The 12900-nt window shown below is 39.5% G+C and carries 13 protein-coding genes; 3 read left to right on the forward strand and 10 right to left on the reverse strand.

What is annotated here, in order from left to right:
- The first annotated feature begins 80 nt into the window (after window positions 1-80).
- The gene (locus tag MKL33_RS15580; protein ID WP_002117013.1) at window positions 81-419 is read left to right on the forward strand and encodes a hypothetical protein; all 339 of its coding nucleotides are present in this window, start codon (window positions 81-83) and stop codon (window positions 417-419) included.
- Window positions 420-438: 19 nt separating this feature from the next.
- On the opposite strand, the gene MKL33_RS15585 is transcribed toward MKL33_RS15580, so the two are convergent.
- The 9 genes from MKL33_RS15585 to MKL33_RS15625 form a co-directional block, all read right to left on the reverse strand.
- On the reverse strand, window positions 439-1395 hold the full coding sequence (locus MKL33_RS15585) for a cation diffusion facilitator family transporter (protein WP_005067046.1): 957 nt from the start codon (window positions 1393-1395) through the stop codon (window positions 439-441).
- A gap of 132 nt (window positions 1396-1527) precedes the next feature.
- Complete coding sequence (locus MKL33_RS15590; protein WP_270907308.1) at window positions 1528-4686, reverse strand: efflux RND transporter permease subunit; 3159 nt, start codon at window positions 4684-4686, stop codon at window positions 1528-1530.
- Window positions 4676-5884 carry an efflux RND transporter periplasmic adaptor subunit gene (locus MKL33_RS15595; protein ID WP_130173043.1) on the reverse strand — a complete coding sequence of 403 codons (1209 nt, stop codon included), beginning with the start codon at window positions 5882-5884 and terminating at the stop codon, window positions 4676-4678. The genes MKL33_RS15590 and MKL33_RS15595 overlap by 11 nt, the downstream gene beginning before the upstream one ends.
- On the reverse strand, window positions 5884-7293 hold the full coding sequence (locus MKL33_RS15600; protein ID WP_069037157.1) for a TolC family protein: 1410 nt from the start codon (window positions 7291-7293) through the stop codon (window positions 5884-5886). The genes MKL33_RS15595 and MKL33_RS15600 overlap by 1 nt, the downstream gene beginning before the upstream one ends.
- A 57-nt stretch (window positions 7294-7350) precedes the next feature.
- The gene (locus tag MKL33_RS15605) at window positions 7351-7743 is read right to left on the reverse strand and encodes a cation efflux protein, CzcI-like (protein ID WP_333725059.1); all 393 of its coding nucleotides are present in this window, start codon (window positions 7741-7743) and stop codon (window positions 7351-7353) included.
- Between the two features lie 197 nt (window positions 7744-7940).
- On the reverse strand, window positions 7941-8114 hold the full coding sequence (locus MKL33_RS15610; RefSeq protein ID WP_191113142.1) for a hypothetical protein: 174 nt from the start codon (window positions 8112-8114) through the stop codon (window positions 7941-7943).
- A gap of 144 nt (window positions 8115-8258) precedes the next feature.
- Window positions 8259-8876, reverse strand: coding sequence for a methyltransferase family protein (locus tag MKL33_RS15615; protein ID WP_000425720.1), 618 nt, complete (start codon window positions 8874-8876; stop codon window positions 8259-8261).
- The gene (locus MKL33_RS15620) at window positions 8867-9061 is read right to left on the reverse strand and encodes a hypothetical protein (RefSeq protein ID WP_005067033.1); all 195 of its coding nucleotides are present in this window, start codon (window positions 9059-9061) and stop codon (window positions 8867-8869) included. The genes MKL33_RS15615 and MKL33_RS15620 overlap by 10 nt, the downstream gene beginning before the upstream one ends.
- 56 nt (window positions 9062-9117) lie before the next feature.
- Window positions 9118-9516, reverse strand: coding sequence for a cation efflux protein, CzcI-like (locus MKL33_RS15625; protein WP_213032064.1), 399 nt, complete (start codon window positions 9514-9516; stop codon window positions 9118-9120).
- A gap of 147 nt (window positions 9517-9663) precedes the next feature.
- Between MKL33_RS15625 and MKL33_RS15630 the strand changes: the two genes are divergently transcribed.
- Together MKL33_RS15630 and MKL33_RS15635 are read left to right on the forward strand one after the other, a co-directional pair.
- Window positions 9664-10356, forward strand: coding sequence for a hypothetical protein (locus MKL33_RS15630; protein ID WP_270907309.1), 693 nt, complete (start codon window positions 9664-9666; stop codon window positions 10354-10356).
- A 340-nt stretch (window positions 10357-10696) separates the two neighbouring features.
- Window positions 10697-11080 (forward strand): tetratricopeptide repeat protein, encoded by a 384-nt coding sequence (locus MKL33_RS15635; RefSeq protein WP_002116715.1) that lies wholly within the window; start codon window positions 10697-10699, stop codon window positions 11078-11080.
- Between the two features lie 44 nt (window positions 11081-11124).
- Here MKL33_RS15635 and ettA read toward each other — a convergent pair whose 3' ends face one another.
- A complete protein-coding gene (gene ettA / locus MKL33_RS15640; protein ID WP_005067029.1) occupies window positions 11125-12786 on the reverse strand; it encodes an energy-dependent translational throttle protein EttA in 1662 nt (553 codons plus the stop codon).
- Window positions 12787-12900 lie beyond the last annotated feature (114 nt).

A 12900-nucleotide genomic window follows, 5' to 3' on the forward strand; every position in this document is an offset into this window, starting at 1 on the left:
GCATTTCATCGATATCTTACAAATTTTTTTCTTTCTGCACATTTCCGTTAGAATAGATTCAAACTAAATGTGGAGTTCTCATGCAATATCGTTGCCCTAAATGTCAAAGTGTTAAAATTATGCCTGTGAGCCAAGGCGTGAACAGCGCAAAACCTGTCGTTCCTAAAAGTTTGGTTATCTTGATTCCTGCAATTTTTGTGCTTTTACTGTTAGTAGTCATTAGCATCTTTATGTGGATTTTTGGCAATGGTGCAGGTAGTTCTCTTCAAATCGCAACAGTAGTTGCATTTGTGGTTACTGTAGGGGCAGGTTTTATGTTCTGGCGTGATTTGCCTGATTTTAAACTGTCTATGCAAGCATTTATGCAGTCACAAAAACACTGGAAATGCCGTGACTGCAATAACGAATGGGAAATTTAAAAAAACTGTTCACATCAGCTTAATGCTGATGTGAATGTGCATTGTCTGCATCATCATGTTTGTGCGAAGCATGCTGAGCAATATGCTGACAATTAATTTCGGCATCGTCCTCAATTTGCAATGTCACTTCACCAATACCATGTTCATGAGAAAGCATTTCAACAGCATCTTGATACAACTTGGTACGGTCAGCTTCAGGCGCAAATAAGTGCACGGTTAAATGGATATTTTTAGAAGTAATCGCCCACACTTTGAGTTGGTGAATACTCTCAACACCATTTAAAGAAAGTAAATCTGCACGTAGCTTCTCAATATCGACCTCTTCGGGTACACCTTCGAGCAAAATGTTAATACTTTGCTTAAGTAAAACCCATGTTCTTGGCAGCACCCAAAATCCAATCAGTACAGCAATAAGCGTGTCAATCCAGTACCAATTAGTGAAGTAAATAATAATTGCACCAATAATAACGCCTACCGAACCTAGTGCATCACTCAATACTTCTAGATAAGCACCTTTCACATTTAGGCTGTTATTGGCACTCGACATCAGGATTTTCATTGAGATGAGGTTAATTACCAAACCAATAGTCGCTACAACCAGCATACCCACACTTTGAATTTCGGGTGGCTTAGAGAAACGGATATAGGCTTCATATAAAATATAAATTGCCACCACGAACAGCATGAGTGCATTAAATAAAGCGGCCAGAATTTCAAAGCGTTGATAACCAAAAGTACGCTTATTATCAGCGGGACGTTTTGAAATCTGAATTGCGACCAGAGCAATTGCTAAAGCAGCTGCATCTGTAAACATATGCGCAGCGTCAGAGAGCAATGCCAGACTTTGTGTGATTAAACCTGCAATGACCTCAACAATTAAAAATGTCGTAGTAAGCGCCAAGGCAATCGTTAGTTTCTTGGCATTACCTTCAGTCACTACAGCATGACTATGGTCATGACCATGTTGTCCACCCATTTTGCGGACTCCTTATTATTTATCTTTATGGTGAGGTAAAAGTAACCATGAATTCATGTTTACCTTTACCTGTTTCAAATACTTTTCTGACTCAAACTTTTTCATCAAAAAAGATATCTCAAATCGATGACATTATGAATGCTCAACTTTATTCGTCTTGCTTTCATTCATCCATCGATAAATGACTGGCAATAAAACCAGCGTTAGTATCGTAGATGAAATAATGCCACCGATTACTACAGTTGCCAAAGGTCGTTGTACTTCTGCACCAGTTCCAGTTGCTAAAGCCATTGGAATAAAACCAAGTGAAGCAACAAATGCCGTCATTAATACAGGGCGTAGTCGCAGTACAGCACCTTTCCAAGTTGCTGTATGAACATCTAGGGTTGCTCTTAGCTCTTTAATGAATGTGAGCATGACCAAACCATTCAATACCGCAACACCTGATAAAGCGATAAACCCGACTCCAGCAGACATAGAAAGCGGAATATCTCTCAGCCACAAAGCGACCAATCCACCAGATAAAGCGAAAGGAACTCCGCTAAATACAAGTAAACTGTCTTTAAAATTACTAAATACCGCCATCAACAATACAAAGATCATGATGAGCGCCATCGGTACAACGATTTGCATTCTTGCAGTGGCAGAAGCAAGATTCTCAAATTGCCCTCCATAGCCTAACCAATAACCGCTAGGTAGCTTTTGCTGCGCCAGTTTGCTTTGCATCTCTTGTACAAAAGACCCAAGGTCACGATCACGCACATTTGCCGTCACAATAACTCGGCGCTTACCATTTTCACGGCTCACTTGAGCAAGGCCCAGAATATTCTCAACCTTAGCAACGTCTTGTAACTGGATCAGACCGCCGTTTGGTAAGCGAATCGGTAACTGAGCTAATTGCTGAGGTGTACGCATGTTTTCCTGTAAGCGAATCACGAAATCGAAACGTCTATCGCCCTGTAAAATTTGCCCTACACTCTGTCCTCCAATACTCGCAGCGACAATATCCTGAATAGACTTGACTGATAATCCATATTGCGCAGCCAGAGCATGATCAACATCTACATTAAGTAATGGCAAACCGTCAGTCTGTTCAACTTTGACTTCACTGGCACCTGGAATGCTACGTAGCTGTTGGGCTATTTTTTCCGCTTCCTGATTGAGGATTTGCATATCATCCCCAAAAACTTTCACCCCAATATCACTACGTACACCTGAAATGAGCTCATTAAAACGTAGTTCGATGGGTTGCGAGAATTCACTGTTATTACCAGGAATCTGATTCACGAATTGCAGCATTCTGGTACGTAATTCATCGATCGTTTCTTTAGGGTTTGGCCATTGATCGTGTGGTTTTAAGAGAACAATACCATCGGAAATATTTGGAGGCATGACATCGGTAGCAACCTCGGCTGTTCCTGTTCTTGCAAAAATGGCTTTAATTTCAGGGAAAGCTTTGAGTAACTGCTTTTCTACATTCTCTTGAATCTTAAGCGACTCTTCTATGTCTGTGCTCGGTGCACGCATGAGTTGTAATGCAAAATCACCCTCACTGAGTTGAGGTGCGAACTCACTCCCCACTCTTGTTGCAATAGCACTTGTCAAAATTAAGATACTGACAGCCGCTGTGACAACAACATATCGAAAGGCATATGCTTTATCGAGTAAGCCTGCATAACCTTTTTTCAGCGTCATCATCCAGCGGCTTTCTTTTTCCTTCACTTCACCCGTAACAAACAGAGCTACTGCTGCTGGCACAAAGGTCACAGATAAAATAATTGCTCCTAATAATGCTAGGACAACAGTCATTGCCATAGGGTGAAACATTTTTGCTTCTACGCCTGCTAAAGCAAAAATTGGTAGGTACACGACCATAATGATGATCTGACCAAAGATTAATGGGCGTCGTGCCTGTTTAGCTGCGAGAAAAACCTCTGTGAAACGCTCTGAACGTGTTAATAAACGACCTTTTAAATGCTGCGCTTCAGCTAAACGCCGAATACAGTTTTCAACAATAACAACTGCCCCATCTACAATGATCCCGAAGTCCAAAGCTCCTAGACTCATCAGGTTGGCACTGATTTTCTGTTCTGCCATACCTGTTAAGGTAAAAAACATTGCCAACGGGATAATACAAGCAGTGATTAAAGCAGCACGAAAGTTTCCTAAAAAAATGAAAAGAATAACGATGACTAAAATCGCCCCTTCAATCAAATTTTTAGCTACTGTTTTAATTGCTTTATCTACGAGGCTACTCCGATCATAGACTGTTTCAATCACCACGCCCTGAGGGAGTGATCTTTGAATTTCCTGAACTTTGTCGTCAATCGCCTTGGCAATAGTTTTACTGTTTTCACCCATCATCATCATGGCGATACCTAAAACAGTTTCCTGTCCATTATAGGTAGCACCACCTGTACGCAAATCATGACCAATCGCTACTGACGCTACATCGGCAACCCGTATAGGTAAACCGTTTTTCGTGGCGACCGTAACATTCTGGATATCTTGTATTGACGTCAGCATGCCGGGAACACGAACTGTGAGTTGCTGGCCATTTTCTTCAATAAATCCAGCACCACGGTTTTCATTATTATTTTGAAGCGCATCTTGTAAATCAGTGAGTGGAATTTGCAACTGTTGTAACCGTGTCAGATCTGGAGAGACCACGTAGGTTTTGTTATATCCACCAATGCTATTAACTTCTGCCACCCCTTGTACGCGTTGTAACTGGGGCCGAATAATCCAGTCTTGAATTTCACGCAGGTCCATCGCGCTATAGGCTGAACCATCTGCTTTTTTGGCATTTGGCTCGGCTTTTACCACCCATTGATAAATCTCACCGAGTCCAGTCGAAATTGGAGACATTTGCGGATCAATGCTATCTGGTAAAGCACTCTTAGCTTCTTGTAAACGTTGGTTAATCAGCTGTCTTGCCCAGTAAATGTCAGTACCATCTTTAAAGATAATCGTGACCTGAGAAAGACCATATCTGGAAATTGAACGAGTCTGTTCCAGATTTGGAATACCAGACATGGCATTTTCAATCGGATAAGTAATCCTTTGCTCAACTTCTGGCGCAGTAAAGCCATTGGCCTGACTATTGATTTGTACCTGTACATTGGTGATGTCCGGCACGGCATCAATTGAAAGTTTTTGGTAGCTATAAATTCCAACACCAATCCAAGCAATGACAAACATCATGACCCAAATGGCGTTGTTAATTGAAAACTGAATGATCCGATCAAACAAACCTTCAGCCTCTGGCAAATCAGGTTTATTAATGTCCATGCTCAGCCTCCCCTTTTTCAAGTTCGGACTTGAGCAAGAAACTACCTTGAGTCACATATTGCTGCTTTTCGGTAATTCCGGATTTAACCTCGACCCACTGTGCATCTGAAGAATAATTGCCTAACTCAACGGCAACAGGAGCAAAATGAATTTTATCTTTCTCCTGTTTTGCAACAAAGACGACATTCTTTCCATCAATCTGTTGTATCGCTGTCTTATTAACCCGTAATACAGTCGCTGCATTATTTTGTTTCAGTAGCACATTGACCATTAAGTTAGGGCGTAATTCTTTTGAAGGTGTGAGTACCTTGGCACGAACCTGTAGACGACCAGTTTGAGTATCCGCTTCTGAAGTTAAACTTTGTACCTGTGCTTTAAAAATGTTGTTAGTTTGCAGTGATTTAAATTCAATTTCCTGATTAGGCTGAATATTGGTATTTGCACTTGGTAGCACAAATTCGACCCATAACTGATCTAGGCGATCAATAACAAATAATTGTTTTTCAGGACCAATTTGCTCACCAATGACAATATCTTTATTACTGATTACCCCGCTTAAAGGCGCAGTCAAAACATATCGACCTTTACTTGAGCGATTCGCTCCCAAGGCACTTAAACGACTATTTGCAGCTTGTACCTGAATTTGCGCCTGACGATATGCATTGTAAGCACGCTGGTAATCTTGACGTGCTGAAACCCCTTGTTCCCACAATTGTTTTTCACGCTGATAATCTTGCTGCGCTAATGTCAACCCTTCTTGTGCCATGCTTAAGTTAGCTTGTTGATCGACTAAATCTGGCACAAATAAAGTTGCAAGCGCCTGACCCTTTTCAACTTGTTGTCCCAGTGCAACATTTACGCTGTCTACCCGTGCAGAAAAAGTTGAAGAGACATGTGCTTGCTGGTCTGTATTGACGACAAGTTTGGCAGGATACGAAAGATTTTGCTCAACTTCTCCACGCCCTACTTGTTCTAACTTCACACCATATTCAACCAGTTGCTTAGAAGTCAGGTTTAAGCTTCCTTCCTCTTTTTCAGACTCACCATGGCCAGCTTCACCTTCTGCATGCCCTTCTTCACTTTTCTCAGTATTGGACTGTTTTTTTCCAGAGAAAAATAACCAAGCACTTAAAGCAAGGCAGACTATCAGCAATAAAAGAGCAATAAGCCATTGGTTTTTCATTTTTTTAACTGACATTACTCTGCCCCTCCAACTGTCGGCAAGTTATAGGTGTCTTGCCATAAATTTTGATTAATTTGATTTAATGCATCTCCAGACATCACCATATTTGGATCAATCCCGAGAGCTAAACTTTCTGCCTCAATTGCTTTTTGCCAAGCAGATTTAAGGAGTTGAACTTTTTTCAAGCGTTGTTCTTGTAATTGAAGGGTAGATTGCTGAACATCGGTAATTGCAAATTTACCGACTTTAAAGCCAAGCAACATTTTCTCTTGTACCGTCTCTGATAAAGGGATTTGCTGCTCATTCATTAAATTATATTGTTGCTTTAAACCCGCTAACTCGTACTGTAGAGTACGAATAGAATTCTGGCTTTGCTTTTTATAAAAGCTTTGCTGCTGGTCAATTAAATCGAGTTTGCTTTGTGCAACTTTTAGGGCATATTGCTGGCGATTAAAAATGTTTAAAGGAACTGCTATACCTACTCGAATCTGATTTTCGGTACTGCTCGTTTCTGCGGTTTTACTACGAACCACGCCCATATTTACAGTAGGCGTAGGCCGATTTTTTGCCTTTAAATAATTAATTTCAGAATTTTGTTGTATTGCTTGAAGCCGCAGGGACTGTTCTAACAAATTCTGTTTTAGATATTGATCGATATCACCTTCATTTTTTAAAGGCCATGCACTTTTTATATCTGGACGTAATGTGAAGTTATCTTCTGTCTCACCCCATAAGTTAGCCAATTTTCTTTTAGCACTACTCAGTGATAATTCAACTTCCTGATATAAACGCTGATTTTCAACATGCGTCATGAGAGTTCGATCTAAATCAACCTGAGCAATACTGCCTGCCTGAAAGCGTAAGCGGGTAGCATCAAGAAGATTTTTACTCGTTCTTAACTGGGCTTTAGCAACTTCATGTTCAAGCTCTAAAATAGATACTTGTGACCATAAATATTTTACCGCCAGCTTCAGTTGAGCCTGATATAAAACCTGATTTAACTCAACTTGATTTTGCTGAACACTTGCTAGTTTTTTTGCTGCGGAACGTACACCAAAAATATCTAGTTTTTGCGAGATCCCAAGTTCTAATTCCTGATCTTTTCCAGATTTAAAACCCGTTTGCTGTACAGAAACCGTCGGATTTTCCCATAGCTGACTCTGTTTGATATTGCTCTCGGCGATATCTTGTTGAGTTTGCCAAATTCCTGTTTGAGTCTGAAACTGCTTAACCTGATCGAGCACCTGTTCAAACGTTAAAACATTCTGTACTTGCTGCAGTTGAGTATTCTGCGTGAGGTTTTGATTTGAACTAGCAGCAGTTGTTACAGCGCTAGTTGAAAGCGCAACTGCAACAACTAATGATTTAAGTACCCAAGACGTACTCAGACTAACGAAACTTTTTTCGTATAAAAAAATAGACATAAAATAACCCTATGAAATAAATAATATTTCTGGTGGGCTAATTTTCGGCTACCCCACCTATAGCAGGGTTAAAACAGGAGGCGGGTCTTGTTTAGAGATATGAGGGGACTTATAAGAATTGGACCAATAATATTGTTGTTTTGGCTCAGATGACTGTATTAACGGTGAAACAAGTTTTTCTTGTGCTTCTACAATCACAACATGAAAACATGAAGGCAAATGGTCATGATGATCGGACAAGTTTAAGGGAGCTTTATGAGTCCCCGCGATATCTGTCTTTTCCGTATGGCTATGCTGTGAAGCTTCATAACTCAACGCTGCATGATGACCAAAATGATGTAATGCCTTTTCCTGATTTTCATGGGCGCAAAATGCCGCTGCCACATTCCATAAACTTTGGAATATAAGCAAACAGAATAAGACGGACATGAAAAGTGCAGAACGTGGCAACAGCACACCATTAAACTAAGAAGTTGAACAAAGCCACTATAGCAGGCAGTGGGCATGTAATAAAATTACATCTAATAAGTAGCAGTATAGAAGCGATTCTAATCTCGCTTGAGTAAAGATAAGAATAAATCATTAAGAATCTCTATCTTTACTCATAGGAAACTAATTATTAAGTAATTAGTTTCCTACAAAAGAAATTATTTACGCTTACAAGTTAAATGAGGGTTCTTACTTTCTTCAGCTTTAGCTTTTGTTTCTTGCTGAGACTTAATATTCTTTTCGAGGAATATTAACCCTCCATCAGCATGAGCCAAACTTGTTGAAAGAAGTAAAACCATCAAAGCCGATTTTGTATTTAGTTTAATAGACATAATAATCACCAGATCTAAATATTCCGAATTTATTTAAGGACTTAGCCCAGAAATAAAATTAATTTTTCGCATGCTTTAGTTAATCAATTCAGGACAAATCTTCTGAGTCTCTAAGAAGCATGCGGATATACTTTCATTACATTTTTAGAACCAACTAAACAATGAAGGGAGAACACCGTGCAGTCGCAACTCATCAAAAAGTTGGACTAAGGCCGCAACCCAGATAAACCACACCACCTGCGTCAAAAAAATACGGAAATGCTTCGGTGAAACCTGATAGAACTCAGGCTCTTTAAAATTTTTGAAACTTGGTAAAAAGCGTGGAATTGTCTTTATATAATCTGAATATGCAGTTCCATATTTTTCACTCAGGAATGCTTCTTCTTGGCGTATAACAAAATGGTAGTAACAGAGAAAATAAAGCGTGAATACTATTGGAAAGATAAACGTCTCTGTAATCAACATGATCCCGACTCCACCCAGATAACTAAACAGATAGAGTGGATTTCTACATAAAGAATAGGGACCGTCTGTCACCAACTTGGCATTTTTAAATCCGGAAATGTAAAGGCTGCACCATATTCTTCCCATTACTCCGATGCCCACAAAAAACCATCCAAAGAACCATAAAATATGTTCTATAAATGCCGCCTGGAAATGCCATTTACTAAAACTTAAAGCAAGAATAATAGCTAAAATCAGCCCAATCACTCGGGAGCTCACAGTTCTAACACGGGGGGTAAATAAAATATTCATTTCCATAAACCTCCATCACTGTGAATCATCAGAGATGAGATAACCGATTCATTAAAATGATATTTTTGTTTTCCGGAAAGATTTGACAGAACCTTATATCCCGCCTTGTCATTAACATAAAGACGTGAATGTTTAAGCGAGTAATCTACATAGAAGATTGCTGCGCTTTGTTTGCACATATAATTAAGCATAAAATAACCCTTTGAAATAAATAAATTTCTGGTGGGTTATTTTTCGGCTACCCCACCTATAGCAGGGTTAAGACAGGAGGGGGATTTAAAGAGCCAAGATACGGAGACTGATAAGAATTAGACCAGTAATAGATTTGTGAAAGCTCATGTATACACACAAAAGGTTCTTGAGCTTGTTGTGCATTTTCAGTCATCACTACATGAAAACATGAAGGTAAATGATCGTGATGATCTTGCCAGCTTAATGGAGCATTCTCAGAATTTTCTACAATACCAACATGTTCAGTCTGCATATGGTCTGAAGATTGATATACATTTAAATCTGCATGATGACCGAAATGTTGTAATGCCTTTTCCTGATTTTTATGCACGCAAAATGCCGCTGCCACATTCCATAAGCTTTGGAATATAAGCAAACTAAACAAGACGGACATAAAAACTGTAGAACGTGGCAACGGTACACCATGACAGTAAATTGCACAAAGTCACTATAGCAAGCGATACCAATGTAATAAAATTACAAAATGATTTTTGGTTAATTTATCGCTGTTTTAAAAAAGTTTTTTCTTTAGAAAAATTAATTTCCTGTTTGAGTTCCTGCAATGTATAAACTATTTTCTACCCTACTCGTTGTCGTCTGTTTAACTTTGAGTGCTTGTGCCACGACATTACTTTCAGAAGCTTTACCTAACGAAACCACAAAAACCGAGAAGATCATTTTAGCAAAAGATCAAATCATTGCTTTAGGACAAGCTGTTCAAAACCAGCAAGAACAAGGGATCATCTTTGTAGGCAAAGACTATAATTATTTAATGACCGAGGGAAGCGCTGAGCTATCAAAACTTCTTCATGCAATCCCAGCAGATCAGCGAAGTCTGACCAATCCGTCCCCACTGGTACTGACCATGGATGATCCCAATCATTTTCATGGAGAACTTCAATTCCTATATAAAACTCCTCTATTCTCTCTTTCTGAACAACAAAAAGAAAATTTAAAAAACCTAGGATTTAAAAATCATTTTGTTGTGATAGAAAATCAAAAAGATGTTTTATATCCTTACGCTTTTCTTAGCTTTAAAGGACAAATATATAAAGCTCCAGACATACAAAAAATTCAACAAACCCTTCCCATTCCTTATCCTATCGCCTTACAGCAAAAATATGAAATAACAAAGAAACATCCGTTTAAACGTGTAACTCGTATGGCACTTTATCCGTTAGCGATGGCATTTGATGTGGTCACGGTGGCCCCTTCTCTGATATGGGTAGACTTACGAGGTGACTTTACAAAATAGAAGTTCCTAGGCAAAACTAATTAACTAGCTCTTAAGCTGGTTTTGTTTAAAGAAATTTCTTTTGTTTGATATTTATAAATTTTCTCAAAAGTCTTTTGCGTTAAATAATAGCTATTTTTTAATTTTAAAAGCTCTAATTTCCCTTAAGAATGCCACTATTCTCATAGTAGTTTCACTTAGCGTAAAAACACGTGTAACTTTTATGTAAGCCAAAACTTCATTATTTTTCATCCAAATGCGCTATATCACATTTACAAAAAAAAACATAATATTTCAATATAAGGGACTAGCTTAAAAGTGTGAGTCAATTCAATTAAATTGAGGAACAAGGGAGACTATCATGAATATGAAATCAATCAAGTATAGGCTTAATCACTTGTTTGCTTTTGAAAACTTACCTTCTGATATGCATTCACAAGCAGTTGATGAAATTGAACAGGGTTTACGCTTTGAGGAACTAGCCGAGCAAGACCATGAACGTATGCAAAACTGGTTAGATGTAACTCCTAACGACCGAAATGCTATGTGGTGCTACCTACGAGCAGCTTTACGTGGTAGCTCTGACGCTTCTTTTAAGCTTGGTATCGGTTATCTAAATGGTCAATTTGGATTAGATAAAAATTATCGTGAAGCTGAAAAATGGCTACAAAAAGCAGCAAGTCAGGGACATCCCGATGCTGAACGCTGCTTACAAGAAGCGTTTAGCAAGCTCGCATTTTCTTAAAATAAAAAACCAGCCCTTAGGCTGGTTTTTTAAATTAACAGAGATTAGCCGCTAATTTTTTTGTATTTAGTACGTTTTTGAACAGCGTCTTCACCTAAACGTGACTGACGGTATGCTTCATATTCTGCATAGTTACCTGTGTAGAATTCTGGCTGTTCATTTTCGAATGACAAGATGTGTGTCGCGATACGGTCAAGGAACCAACGGTCATGCGATACCACCATTACCGTACCCGGGAATACAAGAATTGCATCCTCAAGCGCACGTAAAGTTTCAATATCCAAATCGTTTGATGGCTCATCCAGTAAGATAACGTTTGCACCTTGCTGTAAAATTTTCGCAAGTTGTAAACGGTTACGCTCACCACCAGACAATTCGCCTACGCGTTTTTGCTGATCTTGACCTTTGAAGTTAAAGCGGCCGATATAAGCACGTGAAGCAATTTCATAATCGCCCACTTTCAAGATATCTAAACCACCAGACACTTCTTCCCAAACAGTTTTGTTATTGTCTAGAGTGTCGCGAATCTGACCCACGTAAGCCACTTTAACTGACTCACCTAAAGTCACAGTACCTGTATCAGGTTGCTGTTCGCCAGTCATCATACGGAATAAAGTCGTTTTACCCGCGCCGTTTGGACCAACGATACCCACAATTGCTGTTGGAGGTACAGTAAACGATAAGTTTTCGTACAATACACGGCCGTCAAATGATTTGCTGATACCTTCCACTTCCACAACTTTATTACCCAAACGAGGGCCAGGTGGAATGTAGATTTCAGACGTTTCATTACGTTGCTGGAATTCTTTAGAGTTAAGCTCTTCAAAACGCTCCATACGTGCTTTGTTTTTCTTTTGCTGACCTTTCGCATTTGAACGAACCCATTCAAGTTCTTTTTTCAATGCTTTAGCAAAAGATTCTTCTTGTTTCTGCTCTTGTTCTAAACGAGCATTTTTTTGCTCTAACCAAGAAGAATAGTTACCTTGGTAAGGAATACCATGCCCACGGTCAAGCTCCAAGATCCACTCGGCAACGTTATCCAAGAAATAACGGTCATGCGTAATCGCAACAATTGTGCCAGGAAAATCTTTCAAGAAGCGCTCTAACCAAGATACCGATTCTGCATCTAAATGGTTCGTCGGTTCGTCAAGAAGCAACATGTCTGGCTTTGAAAGCAATAAACGGCAAAGTGCTACACGACGGCGTTCACCACCTGAAAGCTTAGTTACGTCTGCATCCCAAGCTGGAAGGTTCAAGGCATCTGCCGCGATTTCAAGCTGGTTGTTTAGGTTGTGCGCATCCCAAGCATGGATAATTGATTCTAATTTTTCCTGCTCTTTTGCAAGTGCATCAAAATCAGCATCCGGGTCTGCATATTCTGCAAATACCTGATCAAGACGTTCTAAAGCATCTAAAGCTTCACGTACGCCATCTTCAACGTTACCACGAACGTCTTTAGTCGGATCAAGAGGTGGCTCTTGCTCTAAATAGCCGATTTTAATTCCAGGTTGTGCACGAGCTTCACCAGAGAAATCTTTATCTACGCCAGCCATAATACGAAGCAAGGTAGATTTACCTGCACCGTTCAAACCGAGCACACCAATTTTGGCGCCCGGGAAAAATGATAAAGAGATGTCTTTTAAGATTTCGCGCTTTGGCGGAACCATCTTAGACACTCGGTTCATCGTATAAATATATTGGGCCACGCAGGACTCCTCAATTGAAAAACCAATACATCGCATAAGCGATAAATAATCGCGCGTATTATACGCTGAAAACCTCGATGACTTGAAGTTATGATTTCCATCGTACAGATTTAT

It is taken from the genome of Acinetobacter sp. AOR43_HL, assembly GCF_027854635.1.
GTDB classification, from domain to species: domain Bacteria; phylum Pseudomonadota; class Gammaproteobacteria; order Pseudomonadales; family Moraxellaceae; genus Acinetobacter; species Acinetobacter pittii.